Below are 18864 nucleotides of genomic sequence, written 5' to 3'. Positions count from 1 at the left end.
CTCAGGCGGTCACGGGCCCCGGGGCGGCGCGCCGGGCCCGGGTCGCCCGGGACCGCTCCAGCGCCTGCTCCCGCTCGCGTTCGCGGGCCCGCTTCTTCGGCAGGCCCACCGGGACGACCTCGAAGTTCTGCTTCGTGACGTCCAGCCGGTGGAACAGGCTGTCGGGGCCGGTCACGTACAGCGTGCCGACCCCGAGCCCCTTGAGGGACTCCACCATGGCCGGCCAGTGGATCGGCCGGTCGAAGGTGTCCAGCATCATCTCGCGCATCCCGGCGGCGTCCCGCACGACCGTGCCGTCGTGGTCGACGACCACCGGAAGGGAGGGGTCGGCCAGTTCGTACGCGCCGAAGACCTCCTCCTCCGCCTTGCGCCGCAGCGCCGAGAAGGCCGCCGCGTGCACGGGCGGCCGCATCGAGTACATGGAGTAGCCGCCCGCCGCGCTGATGCCGGCGTTCAGGGCGTCGAGCTCCTTCTCCCGCACGGAGAGCATGTGGAAGCCGGCGTCGAGGCGGCCGGAGAGGTCGTACCAGGCGCCCCGGTCGTCGAACTCCGCGAGGATCTCGTCCAGGCGCTCCTGCGGGGTGCGTACGAAGCAGTGGGTGACCACGTCCTCGTACGCCCCGGAGAAGTACTCCTCCTCGCAGCGGGCCAGTTCGGCGGTCAGCCGGACGACGTCGGGGAAGGAGAGCGACCCGGTGAAGGCGGCGGTCGCCTTCTGGCCGAAGCTCGGCCCCGCGCAGACGGTGGGGGAGACGCCGAGGGCGTCGACGGCCCGGTCCGCCAGCGCCATCGAGTTCACCAGGAAGGCGATCTGGAAATCGACGGAATAGTCTTCCTCGGCGTCACGGAAACGGTCGAAAACCGAATATCCGAGCGCCTCGTCGGCCTCCGCCAGCCGGACCCGCGCATACGGGTCGAGCATCAGGAATTTGCCGACTTCGGAAAACGACGCGGGGCCCATGCCGGGGAATACGATCGCGGTCCCGGTCCGGGAATCGGAGGAGTCTGTCGCAGCGGTCGCGGCAATCGCATCAGAATGAGTCATGGTCCGTGAACACCTTTGCTTACGGGATGGTGGACATGCTGTGGAGGCTGTGTGAGGTGGTGATGACGAGAAAGGGCCCCGCACCCGGCCGGGCGCGGGTGCGCCGGTCCGGGCACGAGGCCGGAGGAGAAGCGGAGGAACAGGGTCAGTCCTGGGCCCTGCGGTGGAATCCCTTGATGCCGATCGCGCCGAAGATCAGGATCGCCGCGGTGAGCGCCATCAGGTCCACCCACAGCGGGATCGAGCCGGGACCGCCGGGCGGCAGCAGCAGGGCGCGGATCCCCTCGCTGACGTAGGTCAGCGGGTTGAAGGCGCACAGCACCTGGAACCAGCGGATGTCCGCCAGCCCGTGCCACGGGAACTGGGTGCAGCCCGTGAACATCAGCGGGGTCAGCGTCACCGCGAAGACGATGCTGATGTGCCGCGCCGGGGCCAGGGTGCCGATCGTCAGGCCCACCGTGCTGCCGGCCAGCGCGCCCATCAGCAGCACGCCCAGGGTGGCCGGGAACCGGTCCATCGGCCAGGACACGTTCTCCAGGACCAGGAAGCCCATCGGGATCATCAGCAGCGACGCGACGATGCCGCGCAGCATGCCGAAGACCAGCTTCTCGACCGCCACCAGGGTGGTGGGGATCGGGGCCAGCAGCCGGTCCTCGATCTCCTTGCTCCAGGAGAAGTCGATGATCAGCGGCAGTGCCGTGTTCTGCAGGCTCACCAGGAAGGCGTTGAGCGCCACCACGCCGGGCAGCAGGACCGCCTGGAAGCTGCCGCCGGTGAAGCCGAGGTCACCGAGGACCTTGCCGAAGACGAACAGGATGAAGAACGGTTCCACGAGGATCTGGGCGAGGAAAGTGCCCAGTTCGCGCCCGGTGACGAAGACGTCCCGCCACAGGATGAAGAAGAACGTACGGGTCACCGAGCGGACGCCGGCCGGAGCGGGCTTCAGCTCCTGCGGGAAGTCGGCGACCGGGTCGGGTGCGACGGCGGGTGCGGTGACGGTGCTCATCTCAGCTCCCGGCCGGTCAGCGCGATGAAGACGTCCTCCAGTGTCGCGGTGCCCACTTTGATGTCCTTGATGTCGCAGTTCGCCGCCGTCAGGGTGGTGATGGCGGCCGGAAGCACCGCACCGGACGGCGCGTCGCTGTAGAGGCGCAGCCGTACGGGCGCGTCCGAGGCCGGGTCCCCGGCGTCCGGCGCCGTGCCGTCCGCGGAATCGCCCGGGTCACCCGGGTCGCCCGAGTCGCCCGGGCCTTCCGGGCGGCCGGGCTCGATCCGTTCGACCCGTGTCACCGCCTCGATCTTCTCCAGCAGGCGGACGACCTCCACGGCGCCGGATTCCGCCGGGCGCACGCTGAGGGTCAGGGCGGTGCCGCTCAGGCTCTGCATGAGCGCCTGCGGGGTGTCCAGGGCGAGCAGCCGCCCGTGGTCCACGATCCCGACGCGGTCGCAGAGCCGGGCGGCCTCGTCCATGTCGTGGGTGGTGAGCACGGTGGTCACACCGCGCCCGCTCAGCTCGGCCACCCGCTCGTGGATGAACAGGCGTGCCTGGGGGTCGAGTCCGTTGGCCGGCTCGTCCAGGAAGAGCACGTCGGGCCGGTGCATCAGGGCCCTGGCGATCATCACGCGCTGGGCCTGGCCGCCGGAGAGCTGGTCGCCGCGGTCCTTGCCGCGGTCGCCGAGCCCCACCCACTCCAGGCACTCGTCGGCGAGCCGGCGCCGTTCGGTACGGCCCATGCCGTGGTATCCGGCATGGAAGGTCAGGTTCTGCCGCAGTGTGAGCGACTGGTCGAGGTTGTTGCGCTGGGGGACGACGGCGAAGGCCCGGCGGGCCTGCGCGGGGTGGGCCACGACGTCCACGCCCTGTACGAAGGCGCGCCCCGCGGTGGGAGCCACGCGGGTGGTGAGGATGCCGATGGTCGTTGTCTTGCCGGCTCCGTTGGGCCCCAGGAAGCCGAACACCTCACCCCGTCGGACCGAGAAACTCAAGCCGTCCACCGCCGGACGGTCACGGTCCCGGTACTTCTTGACCAGTCCATCGACCACGACGGCGGAATCCACGAGTCTTTCAGATTTCATTTTTGCCTGCGAATCAAGTGGGACGCGGCAACGGCGGTCCGGCGGGTCCGCGCAGGGAATATCGCGTGACCGGCCGCGCGTCGGGCGCCGACTGAATGGGACGCGGAAATGATGTGCTTGCGCCATTTCTAACACAAGGGATTGCGCCATTGTTTGCCCGACCCCGGGCCTAGGGGGAAGCGGAAGGGCTTTAGGGGGGAATAGGGGTGATCATGCATTGCGGTCCCGGCGAACATGCTCATAGCATCGTCGGGTGATTGCGCCGGATCAGCTCCGCCCGCCTCACCATTTCACGAGGAGACCCCGTGAAAGCACTCGTCCTGTCGGGGGGATCCGGCACCCGTCTGCGGCCCCCGCCCACCCCGTCCGCCGAGCGGTTGCACCACTCGGCGGACAAGCCCGCTCTCTTCCACGCCATCGAGGGCGTCGCCGACGCGGGCATCACCGATGTCGGCATCGTCCTCGGTGACACCGCCGACGAGGTCCGCGCGGCCGTCGGTGACGGCGCCCGCTTCGGCGTGAGCGTCACCTACCTCCCGCAGCACCGGCCGCCGGGCCTGGCCCACGCCGTGCGCACCGCGCGGCACTGGCTCGGTGACGACGACTTCGTGACGTTCCCGGGCGACACCCTGGTCCCCGGCGGGATCGGCGAGCAGCTGGAGGAGTTCCGCAGCCGCCGCCCGGCGGCGCAGGTCGTGCCCGGCCGGGCCGGGGTGTACTTCTTCACGGACGCCGTGCACCGGGCCGTCGAGGCCGTCCAGCCCTCCGCCGGTGGCGAGGTGGAGATCACCGACGTCCTGCGGTGGCTGGCCGGCCAGGGCCTGGAGGTCGTCTCAGGCACCGCCGGCGGCCACGACGAGGCGCAGTTCCGTTCATGAAGGCCCTCTACTCAGGAGGAGCCGGCCACACGCCCGACCCGCGAGTCAGAGGCGCCACCCGAGGCGGAGTTCCAGGGAGCATGACCCATGCGTACGGCCGGCTCCCCGCCGGGGAGGCCACCCCCGACGAGGTTGGCCTGATCCAGATCCGGCAGCCCGCGCTCCCGAGCAGCTACCGCATGATCTGCTTCCCGAGTTCCCGCAACTCCCCGCTCTGCTACCTCGCCATGGCCGAGCTGTTGCTGCCCACCGTGGAACTGCTCATCGTGCAGTACCCCTTCCTGTCGGCGGAGGAGGAACTCGATCCGGCGGCATGCGAGTCACTGGCCGACAAGGTCTTCGAGGCGGTACGGGGCTGGACCGACCGCCCGTTCGCCCTCTTCGGGCACCGCACGGGCGCCGAACTGGCCTACGCGGTGGGATGCAGGCTGGAGCGGGAGACGTACGGCGCCCCGCTGACCCTGTTCGTCTCCGGGCGAACGGCACCCGGACACCGCGGCAGCCTCGGCCCGCCCGCCCTCAGCTGCCGGGTCGTCGCGCTGACCGCCCAGCACGACCGGCGCGCCGCGCCGGCGGGCGTCCGCGGCTGGCGGCGGTGCACGTCCGGCAGCTTCGACCTGGAGGTGTTCCCCGGCGCCCAGGGGTATCTGAAGTCGCACCGCCGGGAGGTGGTCAACATCGTCCACGACCAGCTGATCTCGCTCGGTGAACCGGACCCGGACTGAGGGGCCCCCAGGGGTCGTTCAGGGGTACCCGCCCTCCGGACGGCTGCCTAGCGTGCGGGGGTGGAGACCTGTGTCCGAGGCGGCCCCACCGCACGAACCCAACGGGGCGGCACCGGCCGAATCCACATCCCTTGTGAAGTTCGCGATTCCCGCGACCCACCCCTGAACGGGCCCCGAACCACCGCCGGCCCGGCGCACCGCACGCCGCCCGGCCGTGTCACGGCCCAGAGGAAGGACATTGTGCGACCGATGACCGCGAAGATATTTTCAGCCGACTCGGTACGGCCCGTCGACCAGTTCGAACAGGACGCCCTCCGGGTGGCCGAGGCGATCCGCGAACGCGGCGTCGGCCTCGGCGACCGGGTCATGCTCAAGGCCGGCAATTCGGCCGGCTACGTGTGCGTCCTGTACGCGCTCATGCACGTCGGCGCCTCGATCGTCCTCGTCGACCAGCAGGAACACGTGGAGGAGACCCGCCGGATCGCCCTGCGCACCGGCGTCAAGGTCACCTTCGTCGACGACGAGACCCCCATCTACCCCGACGCCGACCCCATCCACCTCTACGAGCTCATGGTCGCCGTCGCGGACCACGAGCCCACCGCCGAGGCCCTGTCCTTCGACGCCTGGGGCGAGCTTCCCGACGGCCTCATCATGTGGACCTCCGGCTCCACCGGATCCCCCAAGGGCGTGGTGAAGTCCGGTGCCTCGTTCCTGCGCAACCTCCAGCGAAACGCCGACCAGGTCGGGCACCGGGCCGACGACGTCCTGATGCCGCTGCTGCCGTTCGCCCACCAGTACGGCCTGTCGATGGTGCTCATCGCCTGGCTCACCCGCTGCTCCCTGGTGATCGCCCCCTACCGCCGTCTCGACCGCGCCCTGCGCATGGCACGCGACGCCGGGGTCACGGTCATCGACGCGACCCCGTCCAGCTACCGCAGCATCCTCGGCCTGGTCACCCGCAAGGCCGCGCTGCGCGCCCACCTCGCCGACACCCGCATGTTCTGCGTCGGCGCCGCTCCACTGGACGCGCCGCTGGTGGACCAGTACGTGGCCGAGTTCGGGCTGCCGCTGCTCGACAGCTACGGCTCCACGGAGCTCGGCAACATCTCCTTCGCCACCCTCGACAACCCGGTCGCATGCGGCCGCGCCATGGAGGGCATCCGGCTGCGCATCGTCGACGAGGACGGTCGCGAGCTGCCTGCGGGGGAGACGGGCGAGATCCAGGTCGACACCCCCGACGCCCTCGAGGGGCAGGTGTCCGACGACGGCACCGTCGTACCGGCCCACGCCACCGGCTGGCAGGCCACCGGCGACCTCGGCCACCTCGACGCCGGCGGCAACCTGCACGTCCTGGGCCGGAAGTTCGCCGTGCACCGCATGGGCTACACGCTCTACCCCGAGCTCATCGAGCGGAAGGTGGCCGCACAGGGCTGCCCCACCCGGATCGTGCCCCTGCCGGACGAACTGCGCGGCTCGCAGCTGGTCTTCTTCGTCGAGGACGAGGAGATGCGGGACTCCGCCCACTGGCGGGAGCGGCTGTGCGCCCTGCTGCCCGCCTTCGAACAGCCCAACAAGGTCGTCGTGCTGGAGCAGTTCCCGCTCAACCGCAACGGCAAGCCCGACAAGAAGGCGCTGACGGCGCTCGCCGCCGAGCAGGCCTGACCGGCCGTCCCGACGGCACGGTGAAGGCGCCCCCGCCCTGCGGCGGGGGCGCCTTCACGCGTCATGCGCGCCGTGCCCGTGGCGACGGTCAGCCGTCGTAGGGCAGTTCGACGGGCGCCAGCTCCTCGAACCGGTCACCCGGGCCGGGGTTGTCCGGGTGGGTCGTCCCGCCCAGGTGGTCCAGTACGCCCCACACCGCGTTCAGGGCCGTCGTGACGGCGCCCTCCGCGAAACCGGCGGTCCACGACACGTCGTCGCCGCACAGGAAGAAGCCCCGCTGCGCCTGCGGCAGCCCGCGCTGCATGAACTGCGTGAACAGCCTGCGCTGGTAGCGGTACTGGCCCGGCAGGTTCGACTTGAACGCGCCCATGAAGTGCGGCTCGGTCTCCCAGGTGATGGTCAGCGGCTCACCGATCACGTGCGAGCGGATGTCCAGCCCCGGATAGATGGCCGCGAGCTTCCCCAGCAGGACGTCCAGCCGCTCCCGCGCGCTGAGCGTCGCCATCTTCAGGGAGTCGTCGTTCCACGTGTACGACAGGCACATCACGCCCGGGCGGTCCGGGCCGTCGTCGAACAGGTAGACGCCGCGCGGCATCCGGTCGGTGAGCGTCATGCTCATCACCGGCAGCCCGGTGCCCGGATCGACATCACGCCAGAACGGCCGGTCCGTCAGCACGAACAGCTTGGACGAGCCCATGTAGTGGGTCCGCTCCACCGCCGTCCACAGGGGTGCGCTCAGCAGATCCGGATCGGTCTCCACGCGGTTCAGCAGCGTCCACACGTGCGGCGTGTAGACCACGGCGGCGAACCGGTCCCGCCGCCCGTCGGCGTCGGTGACGGTGAACTCCGCCCCGTCGCGCCGCACGGAACGGACCCCGGGCCGGGCGGCCCCGCCGTGCAGGGAGGCCAGCGAGGTCCCCGCCGGCCAGTGCGCGCAGTCACCCGGCCGGCGTTCCCACAGGCCGCGCGGCACCTGCTGGGAGCCGCCGAGGATGGACACCTGGTGGTCGTCGGCCTCGGTGTAGACGACGCGCAGGATCTCCAGCAGCGAGTTGGGGAAATCGGTGTCCCAGCCGCCGGTGCCGAAACCCACCTGCCCGAAGATCTCCCGGTGCCGGAAGGACCGGAACGCCGCGCTGGTGGCGAGGAACCCGTAGAAGGACTGGTCGTCGAACTCCCGGACCAGCCGGTTCCAGACGTGCTTGAGCGTCTCCACGTCCCGCCGCCGGACGGCGTCGCGCATCGTGGACAGCTCCGCCCGCTCCTGGAGCGCCTTCTCCCAGGCCTCGGCCACCTCCTGGTAGACGTCGGGCAGCTGATCCGCGGCGCGGGCGGTGTGGCGGACGCCGCCCAGGTCGATGACGGTGCTCGGGGTGTGCTTCGCCAGCGGGTTGGGGAAGGGGCCGGTACGAAGCCCCAGCAGGTCGATGTAGTGGAACAGCGCGCGGGCCGACACCGGGAAGCGCATCGCGCCCATCTCCGCCACACAGCCGGGCTGCCCCGGGAACGGCACCGATCGCATCCGGCCGCCCAGCTGGTCCGCTTCGTATACGACCGGGCGCAGGCCCAGCCGCATCAGCTCGTGGGCGGCGGTCAGTCCGGCCATCCCGCCGCCCACCACGGCCACGCTTGTCCCGGCGCGCCCGGGCGGCAGGGAGCCCAGGCCCGCCGGGTGGCGCAGCCAGCCGTCGTAGGAGAACGGGAAGTCCGGCACGAGCATGGTGGTCGGGGCCGGGCTTGCTGATGTCATCTGGAGTACCTCTCGAGCCGGTTCGACATCGCTTCCAGGGGGAACCGGAGACGAGCCGGGCGCGGCCGGCGACGCGGCGACGCAGCGGGCCCGGCGGGCGGGGAGAGCCACGCGCCCTGGTACACCGTGCACAGTCGGTCCGGTCCTCGCACGCTACGCAGCGGCGCCGGAACCGGACAACCCCTACCGACCCGGGTGACCCACCCCGCCCCGCCCCCCGCCCTACGCGGCCCGGCGGGCGGGCACCGCGATCGCGGTGACGACCAGGCCGCGTTCCGCCAGCCAGCGGCCGGTGAACTCCGTCACCGGCCGCCCGTCGGGAGCGGTCCCCGGACGCAGGACCCGGGCCCGGAACGTGCCGCGCCGCGGACCCCCGGCCGGGAGGTGTTCGTCCGTACGGAAGGACAGGGCCGCGTCGTCGAAGTCCAGCTCGGTGCCCACCAGGGGGTACCAGGTCTTGTACACGGCCTCCTTGGCGCTGAACAGCAGCCGGTCCCGGCACAGCCGGGCCGCACCGGTCACCGGGGTGCGGGCCCAGACGAGCTCCTGGGGGAGGGCGATCGACTCCAGGACTCCCCGGGGCAGCGGCAGGTCGGGCTCGGCGTCGATGCCGACCGCCACCAGATCGGTGTCCCGGGCCAGGACGGCGGCCCGGTAGCCGGCGCAGTGGGTCATGCTGCCCACCACGCCCGCGGGCCACTGCGGCACGTTGCGCCTGCCCGGCAGGACGGGCGTCGGCGGCAGCCCGAGCGCCGCCAGCGCGCGGCGGGCGCAGCCGCGTACGGTGGTGAACTCCTCGCGCCGCTCCTCCGTCGCCGAGGCGACCAGAACGGCCTCCTCGGGGTGGAGCACCGCCGAGCCGTCCGGCCCGAAGGCCTCGCTCGCGCGCACCTCTTCGGGCAGCAGGGTCTCTATCACGTGCGGGGCTCTTCCTCGGTGTAGGGCAGGATCTGCCGCAGCAGGCCCTTGGGGTGGCCGCGCTTGCGCCACTCGCGGGGGTAGCCGATCGACACCTCCTCGAACCGCACCCCGTCGTACCAGGTGGTCCGGGGGATGTGCAGGTGGCCGTAGACCACGGCGGCCGTACGGAACCTGCGGTGCCAGTCGGCGGTGAGCACGGTGCCGCACCACTGGGCGAACTCCGGGTGCCACAGCACGTCGGTGGGCTGGCGGACCAGCGGGAAGTGGTTGACCAGGACCAGCGGCACCGCCGGGTCGTGCGCCTCCAGCCGGCGCAGGGTGAGCTCGACCCGGGCCCGGCACCAGGCGTCCCGGCTCGGGTACGGGTCGGGGTGCAGGAGGAACTCGTCCGTGCAGACGACGCCGGCCTCGTGCGCCCGGGCCAGCGACTCCTCCTTGGTCGTGGTGCCCGCCACCCGGAACGTGTAGTCGTAGAGCAGGAACAGCGGGGCGACGGCCACCGGGCCGCCGGGTCCCCGCCACACCGGCCACGGGTCCTCGGGCGTGACCACTCCCAGCCCGCGGCACAGCTCCACCAGGTGCCGGTAGCGCTCCTCGCCGCGGGCCTGGACCGCGTCCTCGCGCGGGGTCCACAGCTCGTGGTTGCCCGGAGCCCACACCACCTTGGCGAAGCGCCCGGCCAGCAGGCGCAGTGCCCACTCGATGTCCTCGGTCAGCTCGCCGACGTCGCCGGCGACGAGCAGCCAGTCCTCCGGGTGGGTGGGCTCGAGGGATTCGGTGATGGGCCGGTTGTCGGCCATCCCGATGTGCAGATCGCTCACCGCGAGCAACCGGGGACCGGCCGCGGCGGTGGCGGGCGAGGCTCCGGCGGTGGCGGGCGCGGGCTGGGCGGCGGGATCAGGCAGTATGCGCGACATCGATGTCCCAACTGACCGGGAGGTCTTGACGACGAGTGATATTGATCTTCCTGTAAACCCGTGTCAGATGCTGCTCCACCGTGCTGACCGTGATGAACAGCTGGGCGCCGATCTCCCGGTTGGTGTACCCGTGCGCGGCGAGCGCCGCCACCCGGCGCTCGGCGTCCGTCAGGGTGGACGCCGCGGCCGGCTGCGCCCGCACGGGGCCCGGCGCCGGAGCGGCCGCGGGCCACGGCGGCGCGCTCCGCGAGGGCTGCTCGGCCTGGAGCTGGGACAGGTCCCGGGCCCCGCCCGCCTCGGCGATCCGCCCCGCCCGCCGGGTGCAGGTCCTGCCCTGCGCCGTGTCACCGAGCCGCTCGTAGGCGGTTCCGAGGTCGGTCAGCGCCCGGGCCAGCTCGTACGAGTCGCCCTCCTCCTGGAGCAGGGCCACGGCCCGGTCCAGCAGGGCGGGCCGTTCCGGCAGCGGCCGGGTACCCGCCAGGACGCGCAGGGCCAGGCCGCGCACCCGCGGTCCGGGGTCCTCGGCGAGCTGCTCCCTCGCGAACCGCTCCGCCTGGTCGCGGTTGCCCAGGGCCAGCGAGGCCTCCGCGACCCCGACCCGCCAGGGCGCCATGCCCGCCCGGTCCATGTTCCACTCGCGCATCAGCCGCCCGCAGGTCATGAAGTCCGTGAGCGCCGCGTGGTGCCGTCCGGTGGCGAGCTGATGTCTGCCACGCGCGTAGACGAAGTGGAGGCCGTAGCGGGTCAGCAGCATCTGCTCGGGCACGGGGTGGTCCACCAGGGCCGCCGCCGCCTCGTGGTCGCCCATCGCCGTCCGCGCCTTGATGAGCGCGGACAGCGGCATGCCGATGCCCACGCCCCAGCCGTGCGGCGGGAGTTGCTCCAGGGCTTCCTCCGCCAGCCGGCGCGCCTGGGCCGGCTCGCCGCGGCGCAGCGCCATGTGCGCGCGCATCGCCTGCATGACCGCGGTCCACCCGGGCGCGCCGCGCTCGGCGGCCTCCTCCAGCAGCCGGTCCGTCCACAGGGTCGCCGCGCCCAGCCGCTCCGCGTACAGCAGGGCCAGAAGGCACGCCCGTACGGTGACGTGCGTCTCCTCCGTGAGGCGGGTCCCGGACAGGATCCGCTCGGCGTTCTCGGTGAGCCGCTCGTCCGCCGCGGCCCGGTCCCGTACGCCCGGGGCCGCGCCGCCGGGAGACGCCGGGGCGCCGGTGCCCGAGCTCAGGACGCCGTGCAACGCCCCCATCGCGGCCAGGATGCCGTCCTCGGCGGCACCCGTGGGTTGCGCCGCGCCGTCCCGGACCGGGACGAGCGCGCCGTCCCAGGCCGGGCCGAGCGCGCCGTCCAGCCGGTCCAGCAGCGTGGGGTACGTGGAGGCCAGCACGAGCCGTACGCTGCGCAGCTCGGCGGTCATCGCGGGATCGGGGTTCGCGGGCCAGCCCTCCAGGGCGTGCTGGATCGCCGTAGCCGCGTCGTCGATCCAGCCGTTCCACAGCAAGTCGCCGACCAGCCGCAGGGATTCCGTGACCGGGAGCGAACCCTCGTGCAACGCCGCGTTGAGCGGCCGCAGTTCGTGCGCCCAGGCGGAGGGGTTGACCCGCCATATGAACTTGGCCATGCTCGACCGGAGCTGGATCCGCTCCCGCTGGTCCGAGGAGCATTCCTCGGCCAGCCGCAGGCAGCGCACCGCGAATCCGACGCGCTGCGAGGCCAGCGCCGTGTGTGCGGCGTCGCTCAGCACCCCCGGCACCCACTCCTCGTCGGGAACGCCCGGCCCGAGGTCCAGCAGGTGTGCGGCGACGGCCATCGGCGCCGCCCCGGCCCCGTACAGCAGCCGAGCGGAGCGCCGGCGCAGCCGGGCCACGGCGTCGTCGTCCAGGCTCTCCAGGACCGCCGTCCGTACCGCGCCGTGCCAGAAGCGCGAGCCCCGGAGGACGCCCGCGTCACCGAGAGCGGTCACCACCTCCTCCACCGTCCGCTCCTCGGCCTCCACCAGCCGGGCCAGTAACGACAGCGGTCCCGAGCCGCCGAGCAGTGCGATGCCCTGTGCGACCCGCAGGCCGTCGACGCCCGTCCGGTGGATGCAGATCAGTGAGTCCCGCACGAACCGGTCGCCCGGCTGGAACGGTCTCTCGTCCGATTCCGCGCCCCGCCGTCTGGGGTCGTGGTCGTCCAGGAGGCTGCGCACGAGCAACGGGTTGCCCCCGGTGGCCGAGTGCAGGGCGGCGGCCAGCCGGGCGGTGGGCGCGGGTGCGCTCGCGTGGGCGGCCGAACGGTCCGTCTCCGCGGCCCGGTGGGCCAGCAGAACCTCGACTCCCCGGACGCTGAGCGGGCGCAGCCGCATGCGCGGCCCCTCGATCTGACGGAGCAGCTCCTCCAGGACGCGCGGCGGGGTCGCGCCCGCGTCGGGGCCCCGGGTGACCATCAGCGAGAGGCCCACCCCCGCGCTGCGAGCACGGCGCAGGGCGTACAACAGGCAGTGCAGGGAATGCGGATCTGCGTACTGCACGTCGTCGACGGCGATCAGGACGGGGCCGCGCGCCGCGAGGCCGGCGAGCCGGGCGTGGAACGCCATGAGGGTCTGGGTGGGGACGAGGTCCTCGGTGCCGGCCGGCCCGTGGAACGGGAGGGGGCCCGCGGTGTCCGCGGTGTCGCGCAGCAGTTCCTCCACCACGCCGAAGGGGATGTCCTGTTCGGCGGCGGAGGTCACCGCGCTGAGGAGCCGGACGCCCGAGTCGGCCGTCCGCTCCAGCACGCGGTGCAGCAGAGCCGTCTTGCCCGAGGCGACCGGGCCGCTGATCACGGCGGTCCGGCCGGGTGTGGTGAGGTCGTCGGGAGGGCCGGCGAGTGTGGTTCCGTACGCGGCTCCGTGTCCGGTTCCGTGGGACCGGGCGGCGCCGGTCACCCAGGAGGTCAGCTTGGCGATCTGTTCATCCCGCTCCACCAACATGGCTGTGGAAGCCTCCCCGAGAGAGATAAGAAACGTCGCATGTCGGTCTCATGGCATGACATGGCTATTCACTTCGAGTTGCCGCACCTACAGGAAGACGGTGCCCGAGGAGCGCCTGGAATTCAGCGCTCACCGTTGGTCAAACGGCAGACCGATACTTCCCGTTCGGCAGGTTGATTGAACTGTACCAACTTTGGTCGGGTCGCCCGCCTGCAGTCCTTTCTCCTGTCGCACGGAACCAGGACGTGGCCGGTTCAACTAAATCCGCCACCTTCCGTTTCGTCACGATCGGAAACCTCAAGGAAACCTCAAATGCGTGTGGATTCGGCTGTTTCCGCTCTAGGGGTGGCCGCGCGGAGAATAGGGGTCGGAGGCGGTGGAGAAGCCGCGTCGGCCGCTCGTTTAATGGCGGGGGAGCGGCCCTTTGGAGGTCCGCGCGAACCGATGACGCCCGCATCCGCGGGGCCGGGGTCGAGAGGGCACATGACGACGAACCTCACCGGGAAAGTGGCCGAGTTGCGCGGGCTGCGCGAGCAGGCGCGGCGTGGACCGAGTGACCGTGCGACCGAGGCCCAGCACGCGAAGGGCAAGCTGACGGCGCGCGAGCGCATCGCGCTGCTCCTCGACGAGGGTTCCTTCAGGGAGGTCGAGCAGCTGCGCCGCCACCGGGCGACCGGCTTCGGCCTCGAGAACAAGAAGCCCTACACCGACGGTGTCATCACCGGCTGGGGCACGGTCGAGGGCCGGACGGTCTTCGTCTACGCGCACGACTTCCGTATCTTCGGCGGCGCTCTGGGCGAGGCCCACGCCACGAAGATCCACAAGATCATGGACATGGCCATCGCGGCCGGTGCCCCGCTGGTCTCCCTCAACGACGGCGCCGGCGCCCGTATCCAGGAGGGCGTCTCCGCGCTCGCCGGCTACGGCGGCATCTTCCAGCGCAACACCAGGGCCTCGGGCGTCATCCCGCAGATCTCGGTGATGCTCGGCCCGTGCGCGGGCGGCGCCGCGTACTCGCCGGCGCTGACGGACTTCGTCTTCATGGTCCGGGAGACCTCGCAGATGTTCATCACCGGCCCGGACGTGGTCCGCGCGGTGACCGGCGAGGAGATCACCCAGAACGGCCTCGGCGGCGCCGACGTGCACGCCGAGACCTCGGGCGTGGCGCACTTCGCGTACGACGACGAGGAGACCTGCATCTCCGAGGTCCGCTACCTCATCTCGATGCTCCCCTCCAACAACCGCGAGAACCCGCCCGTCCACGAGACGTCCGACCCGGCCGGCCGGCGCAGCGAGGTCCTCCTGGACCTGGTGCCCGCCGACGGCAACCGCCCGTACGACATGCACAAGGTCATCGAGGAACTCGTCGACGACGGCGACGTCCTGGAGATCCACGAGCGCTGGGCCCGCAACATCATCTGCGCGCTGGCGCGGATGGACGGCCAGGTCGTCGGCATCGTCGCCAACCAGCCCGCCCACCTCGCCGGCGTCCTGGACATCGAGGCCTCCGAGAAGTCCGCGCGGTTCGTCCAGATGTGCGACGCCTTCAACATCCCGATCATCACGCTGCTGGACGTCCCCGGCTTCCTGCCGGGCGTCGACCAGGAGCACGGCGGCATCATCCGCCACGGCGCCAAGCTGCTGTACGCGTACTGCAACGCCACCGTCCCGCGGATCTCGCTGATCCTGCGCAAGGCCTACGGCGGCGCGTACATCGTCATGGACTCCCAGTCCATCGGTGCCGACATCACCTATGCCTGGCCGACCAACGAGATCGCCGTGATGGGCGCCGAGGGCGCGGCCAACGTCATCTTCCGCAGGCAGATCGCGGACGCCGAGGACCCCGAGGCCATGCGCGTACGCATGGTCAAGGAGTACAAGGCCGAGCTGATGCACCCGTACTACGCGGCCGAGCGCGGCCTCGTCGACGACGTCATCGACCCCGCCGAGACCCGCGAGGTGCTCGTCAGCGCCCTCGCGATGCTCCGCAACAAGCACGCCGATCTGCCGCAGCGCAAGCACGGCAACCCCCCGATGTGACCCCGCCGTACCCTGGAAAGGCACTGATCGCACCATGACCGCCCAGCCCAACGGAGTGACTCCGCCGCTGCCGCCGACCGAGACCGACCGGACGCTCCACTTCGCCGGTCAGGCCACGTTCGGCCGCGTCCCCCGCCTGGACCAGGTGGAGAAGGCGGACATCGCCGTGGTCGGGATCCCGTACGACGGCGGCGTCACGTACCGCCCCGGAGCGCGCTTCGGCGGCAACGCCATTCGTGAGGCCTCGCGGACCCTGCGCCCCTACAACCCGGCGCAGGACGTCTACCCGTACCACTTCAGCCAGGTCGCGGACGCCGGTGACATCAGTGCCAACCCGTTCGACGCGGCCGAGGCGGTGGAGACGATCGAGGCCGCCGCCGACGAGCTGCTCTCGGGCGGTGCCCGGCTGATGACGCTGGGCGGCGACCACACCGTGGCGCTGCCGCTGCTGCGCTCCGTGGCCAAGAAGCACGGTCCGGTGGCGGTCCTGCACTTCGACGCGCACCTGGACACCTGGGACGACTACTTCGGCCAGCAGTACACCCACGGCATGCCGTTCCGCCGGGCCGTGGAGGAGGGCGTCGTCGACACCTCGGCCCTCTGCCACGTCGGGACGCGCGGCCCGATCTACGGCAAGCAGGACCTCGACGACGACGCCAAGCTCGGCTTCGGCATCGTCACCTCGGCGGACGTGATGCGGCGCGGGGTGGACGAGATCGCCCAGCAGCTGCGCGAACGGGTCGGCGACCGGCCCCTGTACGTCTCCATCGACATCGACGTCCTGGACCCGGCGCACGCGCCCGGCACCGGCACGCCCGAGGCCGGCGGCATGACCTCGCGCGAGCTGCTGGAGATCCTGCGCGGTCTGTCGGACTGCCACCTGGTTTCCGCCGACATCGTGGAGGTCGCGCCGGCGTACGACCACGCGGGAATCACCTCGATTGCGGCGTCCCATGCCGCGTACGAGCTGATCACCATCATGTCCAAGCAGATCGCCCCGGTCCGCTGGGGCGTAACGCAGTAGCCGCCGCGCTCGCATGCGTGAATTAACCCGACCGGCCGTTTGGCCGGCCGGGTCATTACCCTATTCCTGCCCGGGGCGTCATGCAGGATGAGGGAGTGTTTACTAAAATTCCAAGAAATCTTGTGCCGAGCGCAGACGGAAATTGAACCAGCGCGGTCATGCCGCCGAATTCCAGGCCAATGCCCTGCCCGGATCCGGGCAGTGAACGAGTGATTCCGGCATCGGTGAACGCCTGTCCCCAGACCATGCCCGCCGCGGGGGCTCAAGTCATCCTTTCGTTCATTGAGTTCATGCCGGGCGCGTGCTCCATGGGGACCGGCCGCAGAGCGTCGCGACTCTGTGCGGGCGTTCCCGCTCGGTGGCCAGAGCATGCTCCGGACCGGAGCCTCCAGCGCTGTGCTCACGGGTGGCGGTCACGCATCCTGCCGACCGTGGCCAAGGTGCGCAGGGCTGCGGCTTTGAGGTGCGGGCGCTCTCGCACGAACCCCCGGGCGGCGCGTGGCGGCTCGTGGCTGAGCCAGTGCAGGGCTGCCCCGGCCCCGGCCCGGAGCACCGCACCCTCGTGCACGGTCAGCTCCCGTGTCTTGAGGGAGTCCTTGTAGGGGGCGTCGCCCCTGCCGAGATCGAGCATGTCGATCCCGGCGGCGGCGGCCGCCTCGATCATCCGGAGGTAGAGGACGCGTCCGGGACTGAACGTGGCGAAGTCCCGGTCGTAGGCGGGGAACCAGCACGACAGCACGGTGCGCGAGCGCAGACCGAAGTGTGCGGCGACGGGCCGTCCGCCCGCGTAGAGGACGGACAGCAGGCCCGAGCAGGACGGTGTCCGCGTGGTGGCGAGCGTCGTCACCAGGTTGTTGATCCAGTTCTGGGCGAACCGGTCGCGCCGGCCCGTGCGGCGGTACTGGGCGGACTTCCACGCCATCAGCGTCCGCAGCACCGCCGGACTGCGCTCGTCGAACACGAAGCGCAGAGGCCCCGCCTGCCGGGCCAGGCGGCGTTCCTGTGCCCGGGTCGCCTTCAGGAAGGTGCGGGAACCGGCCCGGAGCAGGGTCTCGTAGTCGGCGTAGCCGCCCGCGAGGTCGATGACGGGCGAGGCGAACCGCCCCGTGGCGAACGGCAGGAACAGGTCCTGACCGCTTTCGAGGTGGTTGAACTCCCAGACGGACAGTGAGCTGGCACGCAGCAGCTGGTGCGGGTCCACGACCGTACCGGGGCGCAGCACGGCCCCCTGGCAGTCGGACACGCCCAGGCCGATGGCACGGCCGCGGCCCCACCTGCCCCGCTCGAAGGGGAAGAATCCGGCCGGCTCGCCGTCCTGGCGCACGACCGCGACCCTGGCACCCTGCCTGACACGGCCGACCGTCCGGCAGAACTCCGGACTCATGAAGGGGTTGGCATGGGGCGCCGTACTGGCCCGCAGTTCGCCCCACAACTCCAGATCGGCCGGGGTCAGCTCCGTGGGGCGGATCACGTCGATGCTTTGAACGGTCACTACGGCTCCTGATACGTCGAAGAACTCACCGGGCCCTGACCGACTGCCAGCACACGAGTCGTGCGCTGCGGCCACGCCGGGACGCACCACCCGGCCCCGAAGGTCTCTGCGAGCCTCGGGGCTGGTCCTGCCGACCGCTTTGGCCGCGGCCGGGCCAGGTGTGTGATGGCGCCCTGCGGTGTTAAACGACTGTCGGAGTATCAGGCAGCGGCGGAGACACAGCCGCGTGGGGGTGACTGCGACGGGGTTCGCAGGACCCACTGGAACGGCGGGAAGCGGCTCCGCCGAGTGTTCGACTGCCGGCGCCGTACGCAGCCACTGCTGAGACGCACCCGCCTGCCGGGCTCCCGCAGAGAGCGAGCATCGCCGATGCGCCCCCGCGACCTGCGCGCGGGAAGCTCACGTTCCGGAGCGTGAACCGGTTCTTCCCATCGGTCAGGTTCTTGTTGAGGTACGGCGAGTAGGTCTGCACGCCGACCGTCTTGGCCGTGGGGTTGAACTCGAGGATCCGCAGGTAGCTGTTCGGTCCGAGCGTGCTGGGGTTCTGGTAGTCCGCCTGGATCTGGTGGACCGTGTTGCCGTTCACCCCCTTCTCCACGATCACCCCCTGGTTCACGTAGTGGCCGGAGAACACCATGGCCACGTTGGGGTGCCTGCTGACCATCCTGGTCCACAGCTTCTGGCCGACGGAGTCCTTCACCGTGCCGTTCTGGTAGGCGTGGGTCACGATCATGACCTGGCGGTCCGGGTGGTCGGAGATCACCTTGTTGCCCCAGGCGATCTCGTCATCGGTGGGGGCGTACTTCAGCGCGAGGATCAGCCAGTTCGTGCCCCCGGCCGAGAACATGTGGAAGCTGTTGTCGTTCTGCCCGGCCGGGTAGGTGCCGCCGAACGACGGAAGGTTCGAGAAGGCGCTGCGCGGGAAGTTGCGGTTGAAGGCCACCGCGTCGCGCACCACGGCAGGGTTCTGGCCTTTCGGCATCGCGTCCATGTCGTGATTGCCCACCCCGAGGATGTACGGGGTCGTGCCGTTCAGCTGTCCCATCGCACTGGTCGCGTTGGTCCACTGATGGGGCTGATCGGAGTCGTCGACCATGTCGCCCTCGTGGATCGCGTACTTGATGTTCCGCGCGACCGTGTTCTCCTTGATCCACTTGCCCTGGGAGTTGAAGGCCTGCGGGAAGCTCTCCGCCGAGTACTGCGTGTCGGGGAGGACCACGATGCTGAAGTTCTCCAGCGCCTTCGCTTCTGGAGCGGACCGGTCGGCCGCGGCTGCGGGGAGCGCTACGAGGCTGACCGACAAGGCAGCCGCGACAACGCCGAGTATCCGTGCCCTGAAACGCGTCATCACCATCTCCGTGGACGTCGAACGGGCGGTCGCCTCACG

14 protein-coding genes are annotated in these 18864 nt (G+C 71.1%); 5 read left to right on the top strand and 9 right to left on the bottom strand.

From position 1 onward, the window contains the following. Window position 1: 1 nt before the first annotated feature. From ACXNSR_RS02825 to ACXNSR_RS02815, 3 genes are all read right to left on the bottom strand, one after another. Window positions 2-922, bottom strand: coding sequence for an ACP S-malonyltransferase (locus tag ACXNSR_RS02825; protein WP_458640542.1), 921 nt, complete (start codon window positions 920-922; stop codon window positions 2-4). A 268-nt stretch (window positions 923-1190) separates the two neighbouring features. Continuing rightward, entirely contained in the window at window positions 1191-2051 is an 861-nt protein-coding gene (locus ACXNSR_RS02820; RefSeq protein WP_458640541.1) for an ABC transporter permease, read from the bottom strand. Continuing rightward, entirely contained in the window at window positions 2048-3088 is a 1041-nt protein-coding gene (locus tag ACXNSR_RS02815) for an ABC transporter ATP-binding protein (RefSeq protein ID WP_458640540.1), read from the bottom strand. Before ACXNSR_RS02815 ends, ACXNSR_RS02820 begins: the two co-directional genes overlap by 4 nt. Before the next feature lie 338 nt (window positions 3089-3426). On the opposite strand from ACXNSR_RS02815, the gene ACXNSR_RS02810 reads away from it, so the two are divergent. The 3 genes from ACXNSR_RS02810 to ACXNSR_RS02800 all read left to right on the top strand — a co-directional run bounded on the left by ACXNSR_RS02810 (window position 3427) and on the right by ACXNSR_RS02800 (window position 6386). Further along, the gene (locus ACXNSR_RS02810; RefSeq protein ID WP_458640539.1) at window positions 3427-3999 is read left to right on the top strand and encodes a sugar phosphate nucleotidyltransferase; all 573 of its coding nucleotides are present in this window, start codon (window positions 3427-3429) and stop codon (window positions 3997-3999) included. 80 nt (window positions 4000-4079) lie between these two features. Beyond that, the gene (locus ACXNSR_RS02805) at window positions 4080-4724 is read left to right on the top strand and encodes a thioesterase II family protein (RefSeq protein WP_458640538.1); all 645 of its coding nucleotides are present in this window, start codon (window positions 4080-4082) and stop codon (window positions 4722-4724) included. 249 nt (window positions 4725-4973) lie between these two features. Continuing rightward, window positions 4974-6386 carry a class I adenylate-forming enzyme family protein gene (locus ACXNSR_RS02800; protein ID WP_458640537.1) on the top strand — a complete coding sequence of 471 codons (1413 nt, stop codon included), beginning with the start codon at window positions 4974-4976 and terminating at the stop codon, window positions 6384-6386. Window positions 6387-6474: 88 nt separating this feature from the next. Here the strand turns inward: ACXNSR_RS02800 and ACXNSR_RS02795 are convergent, their stop codons facing one another. From ACXNSR_RS02795 to ACXNSR_RS02780, 4 genes are all read right to left on the bottom strand, one after another. Continuing rightward, window positions 6475-8136: a flavin monoamine oxidase family protein gene (locus tag ACXNSR_RS02795; protein WP_458640536.1), complete on the bottom strand. Its 1662-nt coding sequence runs from the start codon at window positions 8134-8136 to the stop codon at window positions 6475-6477. A gap of 222 nt (window positions 8137-8358) precedes the next feature. Continuing rightward, the gene (locus tag ACXNSR_RS02790; protein ID WP_458640535.1) at window positions 8359-9054 is read right to left on the bottom strand and encodes a 4'-phosphopantetheinyl transferase family protein; all 696 of its coding nucleotides are present in this window, start codon (window positions 9052-9054) and stop codon (window positions 8359-8361) included. Next, on the bottom strand, window positions 9051-9974 hold the full coding sequence (locus tag ACXNSR_RS02785) for a metallophosphoesterase family protein (RefSeq protein ID WP_458640534.1): 924 nt from the start codon (window positions 9972-9974) through the stop codon (window positions 9051-9053). The genes ACXNSR_RS02790 and ACXNSR_RS02785 overlap by 4 nt, the downstream gene beginning before the upstream one ends. Continuing rightward, window positions 9955-12921, bottom strand: a complete 2967-nt coding sequence (locus ACXNSR_RS02780; RefSeq protein WP_458640533.1) for a helix-turn-helix transcriptional regulator — start codon at window positions 12919-12921, stop codon at window positions 9955-9957. Before ACXNSR_RS02780 ends, ACXNSR_RS02785 begins: the two co-directional genes overlap by 20 nt. Before the next feature lie 483 nt (window positions 12922-13404). Between ACXNSR_RS02780 and ACXNSR_RS02775 the strand changes: the two genes are divergently transcribed. Continuing rightward, the gene (locus tag ACXNSR_RS02775; RefSeq protein WP_458640532.1) at window positions 13405-14961 is read left to right on the top strand and encodes an acyl-CoA carboxylase subunit beta; all 1557 of its coding nucleotides are present in this window, start codon (window positions 13405-13407) and stop codon (window positions 14959-14961) included. A 34-nt stretch (window positions 14962-14995) separates the two neighbouring features. Continuing rightward, window positions 14996-15985 carry an agmatinase gene (speB, locus tag ACXNSR_RS02770; protein WP_458640531.1) on the top strand — a complete coding sequence of 330 codons (990 nt, stop codon included), beginning with the start codon at window positions 14996-14998 and terminating at the stop codon, window positions 15983-15985. A gap of 400 nt (window positions 15986-16385) precedes the next feature. On the opposite strand, the gene ACXNSR_RS02765 is transcribed toward speB, so the two are convergent. Together ACXNSR_RS02765 and ACXNSR_RS02760 are read right to left on the bottom strand one after the other, a co-directional pair. Further along, complete coding sequence (locus ACXNSR_RS02765; protein ID WP_458640530.1) at window positions 16386-17477, bottom strand: GNAT family N-acetyltransferase; 1092 nt, start codon at window positions 17475-17477, stop codon at window positions 16386-16388. Between the two features lie 181 nt (window positions 17478-17658). After that, on the bottom strand, window positions 17659-18825 hold the full coding sequence (locus ACXNSR_RS02760; RefSeq protein ID WP_458640529.1) for a metallophosphoesterase: 1167 nt from the start codon (window positions 18823-18825) through the stop codon (window positions 17659-17661). Window positions 18826-18864: the final 39 nt, after the last annotated feature.

This window comes from Streptomyces sp. NC-S4, assembly GCF_054353315.1.
Note: the sequence above shows the minus strand (reverse complement) of the source record. Positions and strands in the feature narration are given on the sequence as shown.

What these genes read in the sequence shown, in the direction of transcription:
- ACXNSR_RS02780 (WP_458640533.1), bottom strand. Translation starts at nt 12,921, where the DNA reads ATGTTGGTGGAGCGGGATGAACAGATCGCCAAGCTGACCTCCTGGGTG.
- ACXNSR_RS02825 (WP_458640542.1), bottom strand. Translation starts at nt 922, where the DNA reads ATGCTCGACCCGTATGCGCGGGTCCGGCTGGCGGAGGCCGACGAGGCG.
- ACXNSR_RS02805 (WP_458640538.1), top strand. Translation starts at nt 4,080, where the DNA reads ATGACCCATGCGTACGGCCGGCTCCCCGCCGGGGAGGCCACCCCCGAC.
- ACXNSR_RS02800 (WP_458640537.1), top strand. Translation starts at nt 4,974, where the DNA reads ATGACCGCGAAGATATTTTCAGCCGACTCGGTACGGCCCGTCGACCAG.
- ACXNSR_RS02795 (WP_458640536.1), bottom strand. Translation starts at nt 8,136, where the DNA reads ATGACATCAGCAAGCCCGGCCCCGACCACCATGCTCGTGCCGGACTTC.
- ACXNSR_RS02820 (WP_458640541.1), bottom strand. Translation starts at nt 2,051, where the DNA reads ATGAGCACCGTCACCGCACCCGCCGTCGCACCCGACCCGGTCGCCGAC.
- ACXNSR_RS02760 (WP_458640529.1), bottom strand. Translation starts at nt 18,825, where the DNA reads ATGACGCGTTTCAGGGCACGGATACTCGGCGTTGTCGCGGCTGCCTTG.
- speB (WP_458640531.1), top strand. Translation starts at nt 14,996, where the DNA reads ATGACCGCCCAGCCCAACGGAGTGACTCCGCCGCTGCCGCCGACCGAG.
- ACXNSR_RS02775 (WP_458640532.1), top strand. Translation starts at nt 13,405, where the DNA reads ATGACGACGAACCTCACCGGGAAAGTGGCCGAGTTGCGCGGGCTGCGC.
- ACXNSR_RS02785 (WP_458640534.1), bottom strand. Translation starts at nt 9,974, where the DNA reads ATGTCGCGCATACTGCCTGATCCCGCCGCCCAGCCCGCGCCCGCCACC.